Annotated in this window: 17 protein-coding genes; 9 read left to right on the forward strand and 8 right to left on the reverse strand. The window is 64.9% G+C overall.

Annotated features, from left to right (window positions below; genetic code table 11):
* Positions 1 to 28 precede the first annotated feature (28 nt).
* Positions 29 to 1,393 (forward strand): FAD-dependent oxidoreductase, encoded by a 1,365-nt coding sequence (locus QOL82_RS12275; RefSeq protein ID WP_283442560.1) that lies wholly within the window; start codon positions 29 to 31, stop codon positions 1,391 to 1,393.
* A gap of 34 nt (positions 1,394 to 1,427) precedes the next feature.
* On the opposite strand, the gene QOL82_RS12280 is transcribed toward QOL82_RS12275, so the two are convergent.
* The 3 genes from QOL82_RS12280 to QOL82_RS12290 all read right to left on the reverse strand — a co-directional run bounded on the left by QOL82_RS12280 (position 1,428) and on the right by QOL82_RS12290 (position 2,830).
* Complete coding sequence (locus QOL82_RS12280; protein WP_283442561.1) at positions 1,428 to 1,754, reverse strand: hypothetical protein; 327 nt, start codon at positions 1,752 to 1,754, stop codon at positions 1,428 to 1,430.
* A 200-nt stretch (positions 1,755 to 1,954) separates the two neighbouring features.
* Positions 1,955 to 2,224 carry a hypothetical protein gene (locus QOL82_RS12285; RefSeq protein ID WP_283442562.1) on the reverse strand — a complete coding sequence of 90 codons (270 nt, stop codon included), beginning with the start codon at positions 2,222 to 2,224 and terminating at the stop codon, positions 1,955 to 1,957.
* A 183-nt stretch (positions 2,225 to 2,407) separates the two neighbouring features.
* On the reverse strand, positions 2,408 to 2,830 hold the full coding sequence (locus tag QOL82_RS12290) for a PACE efflux transporter (RefSeq protein WP_283442563.1): 423 nt from the start codon (positions 2,828 to 2,830) through the stop codon (positions 2,408 to 2,410).
* A 236-nt stretch (positions 2,831 to 3,066) separates the two neighbouring features.
* On the opposite strand from QOL82_RS12290, the gene gstA reads away from it, so the two are divergent.
* Entirely contained in the window at positions 3,067 to 3,675 is a 609-nt protein-coding gene (gene gstA / locus QOL82_RS12295; protein ID WP_283442564.1) for a glutathione transferase GstA, read from the forward strand.
* A gap of 251 nt (positions 3,676 to 3,926) precedes the next feature.
* Here the strand turns inward: gstA and QOL82_RS12300 are convergent, their stop codons facing one another.
* Positions 3,927 to 6,629 (reverse strand): DUF6351 family protein, encoded by a 2,703-nt coding sequence (locus QOL82_RS12300; protein ID WP_283442565.1) that lies wholly within the window; start codon positions 6,627 to 6,629, stop codon positions 3,927 to 3,929.
* Between the two features lie 103 nt (positions 6,630 to 6,732).
* Positions 6,733 to 7,311 (reverse strand): NnrU family protein, encoded by a 579-nt coding sequence (locus tag QOL82_RS12305; protein WP_283442566.1) that lies wholly within the window; start codon positions 7,309 to 7,311, stop codon positions 6,733 to 6,735.
* Positions 7,312 to 7,488: 177 nt separating this feature from the next.
* Here QOL82_RS12305 and QOL82_RS12310 point away from each other — a divergent pair, with 177 nt between their 5' ends.
* Together QOL82_RS12310 and arsC are read left to right on the forward strand one after the other, a co-directional pair.
* A complete protein-coding gene (locus QOL82_RS12310; protein ID WP_283442567.1) occupies positions 7,489 to 7,995 on the forward strand; it encodes a C40 family peptidase in 507 nt (168 codons plus the stop codon).
* Between the two features lie 40 nt (positions 7,996 to 8,035).
* Positions 8,036 to 8,476: an arsenate reductase (glutaredoxin) gene (gene arsC, locus QOL82_RS12315; protein WP_283442568.1), complete on the forward strand. Its 441-nt coding sequence runs from the start codon at positions 8,036 to 8,038 to the stop codon at positions 8,474 to 8,476.
* Positions 8,477 to 8,512: 36 nt separating this feature from the next.
* Here the strand turns inward: arsC and QOL82_RS12320 are convergent, their stop codons facing one another.
* Positions 8,513 to 9,205, reverse strand: coding sequence for an SOS response-associated peptidase (locus tag QOL82_RS12320; protein ID WP_283442569.1), 693 nt, complete (start codon positions 9,203 to 9,205; stop codon positions 8,513 to 8,515).
* Between the two features lie 52 nt (positions 9,206 to 9,257).
* Complete coding sequence (locus QOL82_RS12325; protein ID WP_283442570.1) at positions 9,258 to 9,515, reverse strand: hypothetical protein; 258 nt, start codon at positions 9,513 to 9,515, stop codon at positions 9,258 to 9,260.
* A 206-nt stretch (positions 9,516 to 9,721) separates the two neighbouring features.
* Between QOL82_RS12325 and QOL82_RS12330 the strand changes: the two genes are divergently transcribed.
* From QOL82_RS12330 to QOL82_RS12350, 5 genes are all read left to right on the forward strand, one after another.
* Positions 9,722 to 10,054 carry a hypothetical protein gene (locus QOL82_RS12330; protein ID WP_283442571.1) on the forward strand — a complete coding sequence of 111 codons (333 nt, stop codon included), beginning with the start codon at positions 9,722 to 9,724 and terminating at the stop codon, positions 10,052 to 10,054.
* 78 nt (positions 10,055 to 10,132) lie between these two features.
* A complete protein-coding gene (locus QOL82_RS12335) occupies positions 10,133 to 10,711 on the forward strand; it encodes a TetR/AcrR family transcriptional regulator (protein ID WP_283442572.1) in 579 nt (192 codons plus the stop codon).
* Positions 10,712 to 10,844: 133 nt separating this feature from the next.
* Positions 10,845 to 12,242, forward strand: a complete 1,398-nt coding sequence (locus tag QOL82_RS12340; RefSeq protein ID WP_283442573.1) for an MFS transporter — start codon at positions 10,845 to 10,847, stop codon at positions 12,240 to 12,242.
* A 175-nt stretch (positions 12,243 to 12,417) separates the two neighbouring features.
* A complete protein-coding gene (locus tag QOL82_RS12345; RefSeq protein WP_283442574.1) occupies positions 12,418 to 12,705 on the forward strand; it encodes a hypothetical protein in 288 nt (95 codons plus the stop codon).
* Between the two features lie 718 nt (positions 12,706 to 13,423).
* Positions 13,424 to 14,200: an SDR family NAD(P)-dependent oxidoreductase gene (locus QOL82_RS12350; RefSeq protein ID WP_283442575.1), complete on the forward strand. Its 777-nt coding sequence runs from the start codon at positions 13,424 to 13,426 to the stop codon at positions 14,198 to 14,200.
* 79 nt (positions 14,201 to 14,279) lie between these two features.
* Here the strand turns inward: QOL82_RS12350 and QOL82_RS12355 are convergent, their stop codons facing one another.
* A complete protein-coding gene (locus QOL82_RS12355; RefSeq protein WP_283442576.1) occupies positions 14,280 to 16,232 on the reverse strand; it encodes a diguanylate cyclase in 1,953 nt (650 codons plus the stop codon).
* Positions 16,233 to 16,431: the final 199 nt, after the last annotated feature.

Below are 16,431 nucleotides of genomic sequence, written 5' to 3' on the forward strand. Positions count from 1 at the left end.
ACACAACGACACCATGGACTCATTCGACATGACGACTCCGGCTCCGCGTGCCGACGTACGGGAGCCGGCCCGCAGCATACCGGTGTTCGGCGCCTACGACGTCGTGGTGCTGGGCGGCGGGCCGGCGGGAATCGCCGCCGCGGCCAGCGCCGCCCGCAACGGCGCCAGCGTGCTGCTGGTCGAGCGCTACGGCTTCCTGGGCGGCATGGGCACGGCCGCCGGCGTGACGAATTTCTGCGGCCTGCATGCGAACGTGTTCGGCGACATCCGGCAGGTCGTGCATGGCGTCGCAGACGACCTGCTGGCGCGGATGCGCGCGCTGGACGGATTGAACGCGCCGCACCTGGTGCTGGGGAAGATCTGGGCGCAGGCCTATGACATGCCGGCGCTGAAATGCGCGGCCGATGCGCTGCTGCTCGACGCCGGCGTCGCGCTGCTGTTCCATGCGCTCGCCGCCGGCGCGACCAGGGACGCGGAGGGGAATATCGAATCGCTGCTGCTGGAGACCCGGTCGGGCCGGGTCGCGGTGCTGGCGCGGGTCTTCATCGACTGTTCCGGCGACGGCGACCTGGTCCACTGGACCGGCGTCGATTACGAAAAAGGCATGGGCGCGGGCGAGATGATGTATCCGACGCTGATGTTCAAGGTCGGCAACGTCGACGCGGCGGCTGCCGGAGACGCATGGCGCAGCATCCCCGAAAAAATGCTGGCCGCGCAGGCCAGCGGCGAATACCGGTTTCCGCGCCAGGGCGCAATCGTCAGGCCGATGAAGAATGCGTACGAATGGCGGGTCAACGTGACCCAGCTGGCCGCGGCCGACGGCGGCGCCGTCGACGGCACCGATGCGCGCGCGCTCAGCGCCGGCGAGATCGAGGGCAGGCGCCAGGCGGTCGACTACCTGCGCTTCCTGCGCGAGCAGATCCCCGGTTTCGGCGACGCCTACCTGCTCGACATTCCGCCGCAGCTCGGTATACGCGAGACCCGGCGGCTGGTCGCCGAATACATGCTGGGCGCGGAAGACGTGCTGCAATGCGCCCGCTTCGACGACAGCATCGGCGTCAACGGCTGGCCACTGGAAAAGCACGTGGCCGGCAACGTCGTCTGGGAATGGCCGCCGATCCCGGCGTCCTGCGGCTACAACCAGCTGCCCTACCGGATGCTGCTGCCGCGCCGCGCGCCCGGCGGTCCGTCCAACCTGCTGGTCGCGGGCCGCTGCGCCGGCATGACACACGAGGGCCAGTCCGCCGCGCGCGTCAGCGGCGCCTGCTTCGTGATGGGCGAGGCGGCCGGGACCGCCGCCGCGCTGGCGCTGGGCGGGAACGGCTCGGTCCACGAAGTCGACCCCGGCGGACTGCAGCAGGCGCTGCTGCGGCAGGGGGTATTCCTCGGCTAGCGTCGCCGCGGCCGGCAAGGCGCGCGGGGCGGGCTCAGCTCTGCGATACCTCGACCCGGTCGAGCACGTCGCTTACCTGCGCATGGGCAGTGTCGCTTTCGACGGCGACAGTCAGCTTGATGATGGCGCCCTGGCGAACGTCCTTGAAATTCTCGTCGTAGTCGCCGCTGTCGCCGATGCCCGAATGGTCGGAATGGTCGCTGCTGTTGCCGACGGCGAAGCTGCCCGCCACCGGCCCGGCTTCGCTGTTCATGGCCTCGACCTGTACCTGGTCGGCGCCGTAACCCGCCGCGAGCAGGGCAGTACGCGCCACTTCGGCATGTTCCAGCGTGTCGTACATGCGCAGTACAAAGTCAGTCATCTCGTATCCCGTCGCTCAATGTGTGTATGTGTGTATGTGTGTGTGTTGTAGCCGGTCTGACTGTGGAAGCACTGATTTAGTGCCGCATCATTTGAAATGCCTGGCTGGCGGGCCGATGAAAGCAAAACGGCCCGCATCGTGGATGCAGGCCGCCGTGTTGCAGTAATGCATTCCGGGACTGGCGTCCCGGCGTCGCGGGATTACTTGGCTTTCATCGAGCCGCCGGACGATGCGGCTTCCTTCTTTGACGTGCCTGCGCTGGTGGTTTCGTTCTGGCCAGTCGGGCTCATCTTGTTTTCGCGGTTGGCTTCGGTCTTGCCGGTTGCGTCCTTGGTCGCGCTGCCTGCAGGCTGGGCGGCCGTCTTTTCTTCCTTGCTGGGCTTGGTGCTTGGCGCTGCGGTGTGGGCAGCGGCAAAAGCAGCCGAGGAAAATGCCAATGCGGAAATTGCGATCACGAGTGGTTTAATCATTTTGCTGTCTCCAGTTTGTAAGCAGGAAAGCCTGCTGTTGCCCAACGACCAGCAACCGGCTGCCGTTGACAGACTATCCTGTCCTCGATGGCGATTTCGCAAGAATGTTGATTGAAAACAAACCCGGCCGGGTCGCCGGGCGAGAAAGGCCAAGGCGGTCCGGCTCTGCCTGCCCACGCCGGCCTACTTCCGCGCGGATGCCGGCAGCCCGAAAACCCGGTCGAAGCCCCAGTTGAAAAGGAAGGTATAGACCAGGAAAAAGGCGGCGAAGCCGATGTTCATCAGCAGCGCATGCGGCAGCGTGATGTCGAGCCACACCGCGCTCAGCGGCACCAGCAGCAGAAGCAGCCCGGCCTCGAAGAAGGTCGCATGCGCGATCCGCCGCCGGACGCTGCGCCCGCCGACCTGCTGCCGCGCTTCCCACGCCTCGAACAGGCTGGTAAAGAGCAGGTTCCACAACACCGCGATGACCGAGTTGGCCACCGACAGCGCGCCGGCATGCGCCAGGCTCTTTCCGGATTGCAATGCGAAACCGACCGTGCAGATGGCGATGGCGATGGTCTCGAAAATACAAACGTACACCAGTTTTCTTTTGATTCCCTGCACCGCATCCCCGTTTGCTGTCCTGATGGCGCGTCATTTTAGCCGCGACCGGCAGACTTTGCCGGCTTTGCCGAACGCGGCCTGCATTATGGACAAGCTTGGCCTGAGGCGATTTCCGCCGTTTGGCGGGCGGGCCCGCGTGTCCAGCATGGCGTCACGTTTAGCTAATCAGGCTCATCCGGAAGACTTCCGAAGCTTCTGCTACGATGACATCCCGTCAACTTCTTAGCAGGGAATCCATGAAACTCTATTACTCTCCTGGCGCCTGTTCGATGGCGCCGCACATCGTGGCACGGGAGGCTGGCATTCCGATCGACCTCGTCAAGGTCGACATCCCGAACAAGAAAACCGAGGACGGCGGCGACTTCTGGCAGGTCAATGCCAAGGGCTACGTGCCGGCGCTGCAACTCGACGACGGCAGCGTGCTGACCGAGGTCGGCGTGATCTGCCAGTACCTGGCCGACCAGGCGCCGCAGTCGGGCCTGGTGCCGGCATTCGGCGGCATGGCGCGCTACGAGCAGATGGCCGCGCTGAATTTCGCGTCGTCCGAAGTCCACAAGCAGCTTGGCGCGCTGTTCAACCCGAAGATGACGCCGGAAATGCGGGAAGTCCAGCTCGGCACCATCGGCCGCAGGCTGGACACTCTGGAGCAGATGCTCGCCGGTAAAAGCTTCATCGCCGGCGACGCGTTCACCGCCGCCGACGCCTACCTGTTCACCGTGCTGAACTGGACCAAGCCGCTGAAGGTCGATGTCTCGAAGTGGCCCAATATCCAGGCCTACATGGCGCGCGTCGGCAGCCGTCCGAAAGTGCAGGAAACGCTGAAGGCCGAAGGACTGGTCAGCTAGCGTTCGAAGTCATCCGGTCCTGGGCCTGGGCGGCTAGACCGGCAGGGGTAATGCGGCAAGCGCATTACTCCCCTTGAGCCAATCGAGTCATCGCGACCGGATGACATCGATGGCTCGAATTCGCAGGGTGTGATGCGCTTGCGCTTATTACACCCTACGGACTTCGATGGCACCTCGTGAGCGCGTACCGGTACTGGACCGGGTAGCCATCTTCAGGGATGCGCCGGTGTCGCCGGCGCATCCTTTTCCCCTTATTGCCCCAGCGGCTGGCCTGCCACGATCTGGCCCTGGCCGGTGACCTTCAGCCAGGTGCCGGCCAGCGGCTGCTCGGCCACGCCCGGCTTGCTGTAATCGCAGACGCCGCCGGTGAAGACCTGCTTCAGCTTCGCGAGATCGGCATCGCGCGCGGCGCCGGTCCAGGCCGTGTTGAGCGCCGCATAGCCGGCATAGTCGGCCGGGTTCACCGGCTTCAGCTGGCATTGGACGACCCGGCCCGTCAGCGGTTCGCCAGCCTCGAAGCGCGGATAGGACGACGCCGGGAACATCGCATTGCAGCGCGACGGCGTCGCGCCCGCGCCGACCGTGCCGGCCGGCTGAGTTGTGCCATTCCCTTTCAGGAACACGGTGTTGAAGCCGCCGAAGGTCTGCGGCTCGGCGATGAAGTCGTTCGCCGCACCCGGCGTGCTCGCGCCGAAGCAGCCGTCGACCATGTCGGCCGGCTTGTTGCGCAGCACGGCGGCCGCGCGCGTGGTGGAGGTCTTGTCATTCACCGTCGCGGTCAGCCAGCGGTCCATGCCATCGAGCGCCCTCTCCATCACGATATCGCGGCGGCCGCTGTAGGCCGGACGCGGCGGCAGGACCGGGCTGGCCGCATTCGCATGCGCATCCTGGACGAAGGCCGGCACGTTGGCCTGGCCATTCCACATCACGTGATTGTCGAAATGCCCATTGGCCGCCTTCAGCCTTGCGCGCACCATGTAATGGAAGAACTTCAGGTGCAGGTCGCCGCCGCCGCTGGCTTCATTGTTCAGGCCGTCCATGTCCAGCATCGCGGTCTGCGCCAGGCCGCCGCCGCCGTACATGATCATGCCCGAGCGGTACGCGTTCCTCAGTCCTTCGAGGTCCGGCTGGATGCGCGCCGCGGTATGGCTGCCGTCGATGTCGACGCCGCCGATCTTGTCGTTCAGGTTGATGAACTGGGCCATCGTGATCTGGCCGTTATTGAGCGCGTTCAGCCCGTACTGGACGCCGACGTTGGCGTTGTAGCTGCGGCCGAAGCCGGTGGCCGGGTCGGTGCCGAGCGTGCTCTTGTTATGGTCGGAGACGTTCGGCCGGAGCCCGGCCGGATTCGCCGGCAGGGCCGTGACCGGCGGCGGGGTGAAGCCGGCGGTCGGCATCGTGCCCATCGGCGCGCTGGTGACCGCATTGGCCGGGCTGTACTTGCGTGCGTTGCCGATCACGGCGCGGAACACCGAGCTGTTGCCGGCGCCCGCGGTGACATTGTCTCGGTCGCCGGCGTTCGGCACGCGCTGCACCGAGTCCAGCCGTCCGGCCCAGAAGCTCGCCTGCTGGCGCACGCTGTGATAGGTCGTGAAGCCCGAGACGGCCGCGATGTCGCTGTTGCTCCAGTCGAGCAGGCTGGCGTCGGCGGCGCGCCGCGCAGCGGTCGCATTGTCGTAGGTCGGGTCGTACGCCGAATTCGGCACCGGCGCGAAGGTGCCGTTCTCGGTCGTGCCGCCCCGGGTGTGATTGAGCTGGAAGTTGTAGAACAGCCGGCCTTCGAGGCTGGCGATATTGGTGTTGTCCGGGAAGCCGTTGAGCATGACGACGCCGTCGAGCAGGCCGGGGTAGACGTCGGCGATCATGCTCTGCTGCATGGCCGAACCGGAATTGCCCCAGCCCATCGTGTAGAGGACCGGTCCATAGTTTTCAACGACCCGCTCCTTCACCATCATCATCGTCTCGGCCGAGATGATGTGATTGCAGTTCTGGCCGAAGTAGTTCAGCGTCGAATTGGCAACCGCGTAGCCCTTGCGAAGCACGAGGTCGTTCAGCACGTTATAGTCGCCCGACGCGCCGTTGGCCGAGGCGGTCGACCCGCCCACCGGGCCCATCGCCGTGCCCTGCGCATACCAGCCGCCGCCGCAGCTCTGGCCGAACGGGTAGACGAGCTTGCCGTTCCAGGACTTGGCCGGCGTCAGCGGCGTCGGGTTGGGATTCGCGACCGGGTCGCCCAGCACCGCGGTCTGGTAGATGCCGCGGTTGATCACGCCGGTTTCGAGCCGGACGATATACGGCACCCTGGAGCCGTCGGCCAGCGTGGCCTGCTCGACGCTGGCCGGCGGGCTGGCCGGGTCATAGCGCTGCCAGACCGCGGTGCCCGCCTTGCCGGCGTCGTGGTAGACCCAGTCGACGCGGGTCGGCACCGTGCAGTCGGCATTCGTCACCGGCGCATCGGACAGCCTGGGGCCGCCCGGATAAATGACGAAGTTGTGGGATTCGCAGGCCAGCGGCTGCTCCTGCGGCGCGTACAGGATCGGTCCCTGCAGCGGGTAGTTCGTCAGCGTCAGGCTGGCCCGCACGAGGGACGGGTTGGCCGCGTCCACGACCTCGATCCTGTTTTCACCGGTATTCATGCCGGTGACCGTGCCGAGCAGCGCGTTGCCGTTCGGCGCTTTCTTGAAGGCCGTCGTCACGTCGGCGCCGTTCAGGCGCACCAGCACCTTGTCGACCGTGCCGCCGGCCGCATCGCTGACCTGTATCAGGCTGTCGCCGCCGCTCGCCATGCCTTGCGGCGACGACACGCTGGTCACCTTGAGCGACGCCTGCGCCGGCGTGCCGCCGTTGCCGTTGTTGTTGTCCGAATTGCTGCTGCCGCAGCCCGCCAGCAGGGCCAGCGTCAAGGCCGAAAGATGTCGCGGCAGCTTGATGCTGCCGGATAAAGGGTGTTGCATTGATTGTCTCCTGGGTTGCGTTGTTTTATTGGACTCCCGCCGGGCATTGCCCGACTCCCTGCATGCTGCCGGCTGATGCGCGCGGCTTTTTATAATCTGTTTTTTATCCGAAAGGCCGCACGCCTATCCAGCGCTCGTGCAGCCAGAAGGCGAATGCGGCCCAGGCCACGATACCGATCGCGACGGCTGCCAGCGTGCCGCCCATGGCGCCTGCCGGATAGCGGGTGCCGGCGATGCGGTCCCTGCGCCGCGCAGCCATCAGCGACGCGACGGACCATGCGAGAAAGCCGCCGAAGAGAAGCGCGTCCGCGAGCGTCCTGTTGGCCAGCAGATGTGCGAGCGCCCACAGCGCCACGCCGATCACCATCGGATGATGCAGCCGCGCCTTGAAGCTGTTGCGCGGCACATAGGTCGCGGCCAGCAGCACGAAGGCCGCAAGGATAAGCAGGGCGGACAGGTGGCGTAGCGCGGCTGGCGGATTCCACAGCGCGGTGGTGTCGAGCCGGGCCTGGCCGAAGCCACGGAGCAGCAGCACGAAGCCGGCGATCGACAGCACGGCGTAGCCGATTTTCCAGGCCAGTTCGCCATGCTTGCCGATCTGCGCGCTTCGCCAGTCGTCGGCGAAGATGCGGATGGAGTGGACACCGAGAAAAATCACCAGGCCGAGTATCAGGATCGCCATTTGCAGCTCCTTCGTTGGAAACCGTTCCTACCGCGAGACGGGTATTGTAGGGCCCGGCGGCGCAAACCGTGCAGGTTTGACGGCGCAGGGCAATTCGGGGCATGCTACGTGCATCCGAAGCCGGCCAGCCGCAATAAGCTGCACCCGGCTTCACCGATTTCCAACATCCCCGACCGCATGCGACATCGACTCCTCACTGCCCTGCTGCCTGCCGCCCTTGCCGCCCTTGTCGGCTGCAGCAGCATGCCGCCCGCGCCATCCGGCCGGATCTCGGCGACGTCCTTCCGGGCGGAGCAGATCGCTTCGCCGGCCGCGCGCGAGGTCGGCATGTATTCGCTGATGATGCTCCGGACCGGCTACCAGTTCGGCGGCAAGAATCCTTCCGCCGGCCTGGACTGCTCGGGCCTGGTCACGCATGTCTACCGCGAGGCCGCCGACATGCGCCTGGCGGGCAACGCGGCATCGCTGGCGAGGGAGGGGCGCGAGGTGGCGGTCGACCAGTTGAGAACCGGCGACCTGGTATTCTTCAACACGCTGGGCCGGCCGTTCTCGCATGTCGGCATTTACTTGGGCAACGGTGAGTTCGTCCATGCACCCAACTCGCGCGGGCAGGTGCGCGTCGAGAAGCTGACGACGCTGTACTGGTCTCAGCGTTTCGAGATGGCCAGGACATTATTGAACTGAGCCGGCGCCAGGCTTATCTTCCCGACATGGAGACTTACCGATGGACATCCGCATCTACCACAACCCGAACTGCGGCACGTCGCGCAACACGCTGGCGCTGATCCGCAACACCGGCGTCGAGCCGCAAGTGATCGAGTACCTGAAAACGCCGCCCAGCCGGGACGAGCTGAAGGACATGATTGCCAAGGCGGGGCTGACCGTGCGCCAGGCCATCCGCGAGAAAGGCACGCCCTATGCCGAGCTTGGCCTGGACAACCCGGCGCTGGACGACGAGGCATTGCTCGACGCGATGCTTGCGCAGCCGGTGCTGATCAACCGGCCCTTCGTCGTCACGCCGCGTGGCGTGCGGCTGTGCCGGCCGTCGGAAGCGGTGCTGGATATCCTCCCGCTGCCGCAGCGCGGCCCGTTTGCGAAGGAAGACGGGGAAGTCGTGATCGATCGCGACGGCAGGCGCGTGAGCGGCAAGCCGCCGTCGCCCTAGGCGGCGCCCCGGTCGGCCGGGATGCAGGCCAGCGGACTAGAACAGCTCGCCCGTCGCCGGGCCGTCCGCGGCGCTGGCTTTCTTGCGCGCAGCCGGCTTCGGCTCCGGCCTTGCCTCCATCAGATCCGCCGGGAACAGCCGCAGGAAGGAGCGCGCCGCTTCCGGGTCGCGGCAGGCCAGCCAGTCGTCGTAGTCGTCGGCCGGGACGATGACCAGCGACCGTTTCTCGTCATCCGGGCGGTGCATCCGTTTCATCAGCGGATGCACGTCCGCATTCACCGTCAGCTGCGTGAATGAAAACGACGCCTGGCCGTCGGCCTCCTGCCATTGGCGGTAAAGGCCGGCCACCGCGAACGGCGACTTGTCCGCCATGCCGATGCGATAGCGAATGTGCTTGCCGGTTTCCCAGTTCGGCTCGTAGAACGCTTCCATCGGCAGCAGGCAAAGCTGCCCGCGCTTCCACGCGCCGGAGTAGCTGCGCAGTTGGCCGACCGTTTCGGCGCGCGCATTGAGCGTCGAGAAGCGCTTTACGCCTTCCGGCATATGCTGCTTCGGCACCATGCCGTAGGAGGCGACCAGCGACTCCCGCTGGCCCTCTTCATCGTGCCGGATCAGGGGCGCAAGATAGTCCTGGTAGGCTTCGTCCGGCCAGGATGCATCGGTCGCCGGCGGCGCATGAAAGGTGTTGACCAGGGTCTTTCGCGACACCGGCAGGTAATTGACGCACATGGGTATTCCGTTCAGTGAATCAGGCGCGGGGCGGGGCCGGGATGTCCCGGCGTCAGTCCGTTCCCGGCGCCATTGTTATATGGATCAGGTAGGCGCGGCCGCCGTAATAGGCCGCCGTGCTGCGTTCCACGCCGTGGCCATACCGGATGATGCTGACTTCCAGCTTGTCCGGCATGCCGCGCGGCAGCGCCTTGCACAGGCTGAGATACCCGCGGCCTGGCGTCGGGACAGGCGACGTTATCGTGCAGACGATAGCGGCCCGTGCGCCGGTGGAAGGAAAGCCTGGTGTGCGCGGCACGATGCCTGACATGAAAATCCCGGATGGAAAAAGCCGATGCCGGTTTGGCAATGAACCGGCCGCTTTGTTCCGCTGCAACCGCATCCGATTGCTGCTGCATTCCCGCTCGGAGGCCGAAGCTTGCGCGAATTCAAGTCCGCCCTGAAAAATTCGGTGGGCCTTGCGCCGATCCCTTATGTTGGGTATAGACCCAACCCCACTGATCGAAAGGACATCCGATGCGCACCCCCTTCGCCGACCCTGCCCAATTCGAGGAAAAAGCCGGCGCGCTTTCCGCGGCGCTTCAGATCGGCGCCGACCAGGCCCGTGCACTGCTCGCGCACCTTGCCGGCTATACGGACGTCACCGGCGTCGAGTATGGCAATGACGATGTCGACAGGACGGCCTGGTCATCCCGCGAGGAACTGATCGCCAGGCTGCTCGCCAGCCGGCCCGACATGGGCAGCGACACGGCGGCGAATGTCATCGACCGGCTTGGGCTGCGAGTGCGGGACGCCGACATCGACCATGTCGTGACATCGCCCGACGCGGTGCCCAACATGGGCGGCTGAGACCCGGGGAAAACGCGGTTGACAAACCTGCGTTTTCGCCAATAATATGATGGTCATCATATTTAATGGATGGACGCCATGCCTGCCGCATCGAGCCCCAGCAAGCGGGAACTGACGCACGAACGCATACTCGACGCCGCATCCCGCGCCATTCGTCGCGCCGGCCACACCGGCGCCAGCGTGTCGGAGGTGATGAAGGAAGCCGGCCTGACGCACGGCGGCTTCTATGCTCATTTCGACTCGCGTGAAAAAATGGTCGCCAGCGCGATCGCCTACGCCGGAGCGCAGAGCGCGCAGAACCTGAAGCAAAGCATGGCGGTGCTGGAGAAAAAAGGCCAGTCGCCGTTCCGGGCGCTGGTGGAATCCTATTTGTCGCCAGCCCACATGGCCGCGCTGGAAACCGGCTGCGTCGTCGCCGCGCTGGGGTCGGAGATACCGCGCCAGGCGGAAGAAGTACGGCAGGCGGCGAACCAGAGGGTAAGCGCGCTGATCCGCCTGGTCGAGTCGGTGCTCCCCGCGGGCGCCGGCAGCGATCTAGCCGCGCATGTCGCCAGCACGATGGTCGGTGCGCTGCAGCTCGCACGTGCGTTGGGAAGCGCGGAAGGCGAGGCGCTGCTCGCCGCGAATCGCCGCCTGCTGAGCGAACGGTACGATTGATCGACGGCGCGAGCCGGCCTGAAGACCCCGAAGCCAACTTGCCAACGGGCTTCGACGATTAGAAATATGACGATCATCATATTTCAAACCCACCCCTTGCCGCCGAGGCGCACGGGATCTTTCTGGAGCAACCATGAGCACGCAAGCCGCCGTCACCGCAGCCGACCTTCCGCAAACCTCCCCCTGGCCCACGTTCTGGATCGCCAGCATCGCCGTGCTGCTGGTGTCGATCGACACCACGGTGCTGTATGCGGCGTTCGGAGCACTGCGGCAAGGCTTTCCCGACGGATCGGCAGCCGACCTGTCCTGGGTGCTCAACGCCTACACGGTGACCTATGCGGCGATGCTGATTCCCGCTGGCGGACTGGCGGACGTCCACGGCCGCAAGCGCATGTTCTTGCTCGGCGCCGCCATCTTCATCGCCGGCTCGGCTGCCTGCGGCGCGGCCGGCTCGATCGGCCTGCTGATCGCGGCCCGGGTCGTGCAGGCCGCCGGCGCCGCCCTGCTGACGCCCGCTTCCCTGTCGCTGATCCTCGACGCCTTCCCCCAGAACAAGCGCGCGGTAGCGGTCAGCCTGTGGGGCGCGGTCGGCGGCATGGCGGCGGCGATCGGTCCGAGCCTCGGCTCGCTCATCGTCGACAGCATGGGCTGGCGCTGGGCGTTCTACATCAACCTGCCGATCGGCGCCGTGTCGCTGATACTCGGATATGTCCGGCTGCAGGAATCCCGTATCGCGGGCAAGGTGCAGCATGTCGACCTGGTCGGCATGCTGCTGCTGGTGATCAGCGTCGGCGCCGCGGCGCTGGCACTGACCCAATCCGAATCGCCGGACTGGTCGCGCCAGACCATACAACTCATCGCGGGAACCGCCGCGCTGTGCCTGATCGCCTTCATCGCCTGGGCTGCGAACGCGCGGCACCCGCTGGTCGACCTGAATCTATTCCGCAGTCCGACTTACAGCGCGGTCAACCTGGCGACGCTGAGCTTCGCGATAGCGTTTTCGATGATGTTTTTTGCGTTCTTTTCGTACATGACCATCATCTGGGGCTACAGCCTGCCGCTTGCCGGCATAGCGGTCACGCCCGGTCCGCTGCTGGTGGTGCCGACCGCGATCATCAGCGGGCGCATCGCAGCACGCATCGGCCATCGCCCCGGCTTGGTGATCGGGTCTATCGTCTACGCATCAAGCGGACTGTGGCTGGCGCTGGTGCCGGGAACCGCGCCCGCCTACTGGACGCAGTGGTTTCCCGGGCTGCTGCTCAGCGGCATAGGCGTCGGCATGGTGCTGCCGTCGCTGTCCGGCGCCGCAACCGCGCGTCTGCCGCAAAACCAGTATGGCGTCGGCAGTGCGGTCAACCAGGCCGTCAGGCAGATCGGCTCGGTGCTCGGGGTCGCGCTGACGGTGGTGCTGATCGGCCAGGAAAGCGTGGTCCGCGCAGACTTCACGACGCTCTACAGCCTGCATGCGATGCTGGCGCTCGTCACCGGCGTGTTCTGTTTGCTGGTGAACACGCGGCCCAAAGTGCAATAGCCGGGCGGTTGCGCCGGGAGGATTGCGTTGCCCGGCACCGGCCATGACATCGCCCTTCAAGGAACCATTGCCTCGGCACGGTAACGCAAGCCATGCAACTGATTCTCTTAAACGCCGCCGGCCGGTTTAATACTGCGCCGGCCGCCGACCATGATCAATTAAAGGAGCTGGCAAGATGGCAACTACGAATGACGAGCAGGCAACGCAACCGGCACTCCCACCCGTAACGCCGCCAGCCGCCCTGCTGACCGAGGACGATATGGACGCAGTATCAGCCGGCGATGGCGGCCCAGCCTCGGTGCCCTTCTGCGGGATCAAACCGAGCAGGAGGGCGACAACGCAGAAACTGGTGGACGACATCTACGCGGACGGCGGCACGGTAAATTCCGTCGACTACGAAACCGGAAAAATTAATTTCACCCTGGGCCCGGGAATTCCGGCGCCCGAAATACCGCGGGATTAAGGCGATCGCTGCATTCCGGGGAAAACCCAGCACCCTCCACACTTAATCTCGCGGCCAACACCATTTCCATACGGGGCAGGCAACAAGCCCCGCTTCCCTCTCGTCAGGCTGCCGCCGCCGACGCATTCCCATTTCCATCCGACCAATTTCGGTAGTTCAAGAACGCGTAGCCCTAACCAAAGTGAAGCTGCCTGCATCGTTCCAAAGCCCCAGGCTTGAACCATTCGTCATTTCCCCTAAGACCGCCACGCAGTTTTCGACGCCCAACATCCCCTAACCCGATCTAAACCCACAATCCGAATTAACGCCAAACGACGTTACGATCCCGCGGGCAAAGGAAATCCTCTTACTAAACTGCGCAACGAACTCGAACTTTGATGCCAACAAATTAGAAGCCATTCAATCTTCAAAAAATTGGCTCGTTCACAGATACCGACACACGTCGTACACAAAAATGGACAAAGACAACCTCCAGAAAATAACGGCGTTTGCCGTTAGTACGAAATTTGTGCTTTGGCCTTACGTTCAGGCGGCGGTTCAAGTCAGTTCAATTAGGGAAGCTGGTACTGGCCTTTAAGTACTGGCTTTACTGTGCCGGCCTTTGTGTCCTGCCCTCCTCTCCTCGCGCGGCTCGCCTTGGCTATAATCGCCACGGGAAAACCTCCTTCGACAACGGCAGGACGCCGGTTCACGGTGTAATTACAAAAAGGAACAAGAAATGGAACGCAAAGTCGCAGTCGTCACAGGCTCATCCTCGGGAATCGGGGCGGCAACGGTCAGGCTGTTTGCCGGGAATGGCTATAACGTCGTGATCAATTATTCCCGCAATCCAGATCCGGCGAATGCGGTTGCCGACGAATGCCGTGCGCTTGGCGCCGATGTGCTGGTGATCCAGGCCAACGTCGCGGACGATGCGCAGTGCCGCGCGCTGGCGCAGGCGGTGGAGGAAAAATGGGGACGCTGCGATGCGCTCGTCAACAATGCCGGCACCACGAAATTTGTCGCTGCCGGTAATCTCGAGGGCCTCTCCGGGCAGGATTTCCACGATATCTACTCGGTCAACGTGGTCGGCGCCTACCAGATGATTCGCGCGCTGGCGCCGCTGATGAAGAAGAATCCCGGCGCGGGCATCGTCAATATCTCGTCCGTTGCCGCGGTGATGGGCGTCGGCTCCAGCGTCGCGTACATGGCGTCGAAAGGCGCGCTCAATGCAATGACATTTGGCCTCGCCCGTGCGCTGGGCCCGGAGATCCGGGTCAATGCGATCGGCCCCGGCATGGTGGAAACGCCATGGCTGCAGAACGGTCTCGGGGCCGAGCAATATGACGCAAGGCGGCAGGCTTACCGGTCCGCGACGCCGCTGGCAGAAACCATACAGCCGGAAGATGTGGCCGACGCCGCTTACTGGCTCTGCGCCGGCGCCCGCAAGACCACCGGCGAGTTCATGCTGGTGGACAGCGGCTTCGTCAAGTATTCCACCCTGCCCCGCTCCTGACGCCCGGCGCAATCATGGCGAGGGACGATGGAAAGAGGTCACGGCAGGCAATCGCGTTCCAAGGACCCACGGCCAGCGTTCAGGCGCTGACGGCCAGGTCGATTTCCTGCGCGTCGCAAACCATGTTGCGCCCGCCCGCCTTGGCGGCGTACAGGGCCTGGTCGGCACGCCCGACCAAACTGGCGCCGACCGGCTGCCTGTCGTCCGCGTCCATCGCATGCAGGCCGATGCTGACGGTTACCACCCCGGCCGGATTGCCCTGGTGCGGCAGCGCAGTGGCGACCAGCGCCGCGCGCACTTCCTCGGCCAGCATCCGTGCGCCGGCATAACCGGTATTCCCGAGCAGGATCGCGAATTCCTCGCCGCCATAGCGCGCCACCAGGTCGCCCGGACGTTTGGCATGGCGCTGCAGCAGGCGCGCAACCTGGCGCAGGCATTCGTCTCCGGCGGGATGGCCATAACGGTCGTTGTAGCTCTTGAAGTAATCGACATCGATCATCAGCAGTGAAAGCGCCATGCCGCCGCGTACCAGCCGCGCGCTTTCCTGCGCCAGCGCCTGGTCGAAACGGCGACGGTTCGCGACGCCGGTCAGTGCATCCTGGCCGCTGAGCGCGAGCAGTTGCGCGTTGCTTTCCTGGAGTACGGTCTTCGCATTCCGCAAATGTTGTTCGGCTTCCTTCTGGACGGTAATGTCGGTGCGTATCGCGACATACTGGTACGGCCTGCCGTCGGCGTCGAGGAAAGGCACCACGGTGGAACTGGTCCAGTACAGGCTGCCGCCCTTTGCCCGGTTGCAGGTGTCGCCGCGCCAGACCTGGCCGGCGGCGATCGTGTCGCGGATGTTCTGCATGAAGTCCGGCGAATGGAAGCCCGACGCCACGATGCCCGCGTCCTGTCCAAGCAGTTCGGCGCGGCTGTAGCGGGATATGCTGCAGAAGCGGTCATTGACATAGACGATCTTGTGATCCGTGTCGGTGATCGCCAGGATCGCATGCTCGTCGAGCGCAAGCTCCAGGTTCTTCACCTTCGCATACGACTCCTTCAGCTGCTTTTTCGCCCTCGTCTGCGCGCGCACCTGGCGCACCAGCGTCGCGCCGCCCAACGCGACCAGGCAGATCAGCCCGAACACGAACCCGGCCTGGACCATCATCCGCATCCGCCATCCGGCCAGGGAGTCCGTTACCGGAACCGCGGCGAGCACCACCAGCGGATAGCCCGCCAGCCGCCGATACGCGTACTGACGCTCGATGCCATCGAGGGGCGACACCTCCGTGACCGTGCCATTGGAAAATCGTGCCAGATAGGTGCGGAACAACTCGGTCTCGGCAAGGCTGCTGCCGATCAGCCGCGAGACGTCCGGGCGGCGCGCCACCAGTTCGCCGGACATCAGGTTCATGCCGATCAGGCCGCGCTCGCCCACGCTGAATTGTTGATGGTAGAGACTGAAATGGGTGATCCTGATGTTCGCCACCACCACGCCGCCGAAACGGCCGTCGGCTGTTTGAATACGGCGCGAAAGCGGGATGACCCAGTCCCCCGCTGCCCGGCTCTGCTCGGGTGGACCGACATGCGCAACCCGGCCGGCCCGGTCCCTGTGATAGAGGAAGGCGCTCCGCGATGCCGGATCGAGGCGGCCCGGCGCCGACGAGTTGGCCACTTCGCTCCCATGGGCATCGAACACCAGCAGGCTGTCCAGCTGTTTTTGCTGCGCCACTTTCTGGAGCAGAACGCCACGCAAACGGCTGGGCGCAACAACCACCGGCCATGCGTCTTCGATGCGCTCCACGATGTCCAGCACCACGGTGTCGGTCTGGCTGAAGGTCGCATCGGCCTGCTGGGCCAGCGAATACGCCAGGTTTTCCATCGCCTTCCGGTCGTTTTCCAGCCACTGGCGGCGCGCGCTCCACCCAAGCAGCGCGGTTGAAACGACCAGTGCGACGCAGACCAGGATGATCAGCAGGGTCAGCGAGCGGGCCAGGGACATCGGGCTGCTCTCAGAGAGGCGTGACGGGAGGAATTGGAGACGGGGCATTCGGTATCCGTACGTGAATTCCGGCAAGGGTAGCAAAAATGCCCGGCGAGAATTCGTTGATCAGAGGCAATTTCATGGCCTATCTCCCGCGTTAGGCCGGTCAGGGACGGAGCGCTGCATGGCCGGCGGCCCGGCTGTGGTTCACACCGAGTCTCGGCTGGCAGTAAAGGATCCGGCTTCCAGTTCCGGACAATCGATA

The organism is Noviherbaspirillum suwonense, assembly GCF_900182955.1.
In the GTDB taxonomy this organism is placed as follows: domain Bacteria; phylum Pseudomonadota; class Gammaproteobacteria; order Burkholderiales; family Burkholderiaceae_D; genus Noviherbaspirillum_A; species Noviherbaspirillum_A suwonense.

Bases quoted from the DNA above. Each gene is read 5' to 3' on its own strand.
- QOL82_RS12355 (WP_283442576.1), bottom strand. From the start codon at position 16,232: ATGCCCCGTCTCCAATTCCTCCCGTCACGCCTCTCTGAGAGCAGCCCG.
- QOL82_RS12300 (WP_283442565.1), bottom strand. From the start codon at position 6,629: ATGCAACACCCTTTATCCGGCAGCATCAAGCTGCCGCGACATCTTTCG.
- QOL82_RS12285 (WP_283442562.1), bottom strand. From the start codon at position 2,224: ATGATTAAACCACTCGTGATCGCAATTTCCGCATTGGCATTTTCCTCG.
- QOL82_RS12305 (WP_283442566.1), bottom strand. From the start codon at position 7,311: ATGGCGATCCTGATACTCGGCCTGGTGATTTTTCTCGGTGTCCACTCC.
- arsC (WP_283442568.1), top strand. From the start codon at position 8,036: ATGGACATCCGCATCTACCACAACCCGAACTGCGGCACGTCGCGCAAC.
- QOL82_RS12335 (WP_283442572.1), top strand. From the start codon at position 10,133: ATGCCTGCCGCATCGAGCCCCAGCAAGCGGGAACTGACGCACGAACGC.
- QOL82_RS12330 (WP_283442571.1), top strand. From the start codon at position 9,722: ATGCGCACCCCCTTCGCCGACCCTGCCCAATTCGAGGAAAAAGCCGGC.
- QOL82_RS12275 (WP_283442560.1), top strand. From the start codon at position 29: ATGACGACTCCGGCTCCGCGTGCCGACGTACGGGAGCCGGCCCGCAGC.
- QOL82_RS12345 (WP_283442574.1), top strand. From the start codon at position 12,418: ATGGCAACTACGAATGACGAGCAGGCAACGCAACCGGCACTCCCACCC.
- QOL82_RS12320 (WP_283442569.1), bottom strand. From the start codon at position 9,205: ATGTGCGTCAATTACCTGCCGGTGTCGCGAAAGACCCTGGTCAACACC.
- QOL82_RS12310 (WP_283442567.1), top strand. From the start codon at position 7,489: ATGCGACATCGACTCCTCACTGCCCTGCTGCCTGCCGCCCTTGCCGCC.
- QOL82_RS12325 (WP_283442570.1), bottom strand. From the start codon at position 9,515: ATGTCAGGCATCGTGCCGCGCACACCAGGCTTTCCTTCCACCGGCGCA.
- QOL82_RS12340 (WP_283442573.1), top strand. From the start codon at position 10,845: ATGAGCACGCAAGCCGCCGTCACCGCAGCCGACCTTCCGCAAACCTCC.
- QOL82_RS12350 (WP_283442575.1), top strand. From the start codon at position 13,424: ATGGAACGCAAAGTCGCAGTCGTCACAGGCTCATCCTCGGGAATCGGG.
- gstA (WP_283442564.1), top strand. From the start codon at position 3,067: ATGAAACTCTATTACTCTCCTGGCGCCTGTTCGATGGCGCCGCACATC.
- QOL82_RS12280 (WP_283442561.1), bottom strand. From the start codon at position 1,754: ATGACTGACTTTGTACTGCGCATGTACGACACGCTGGAACATGCCGAA.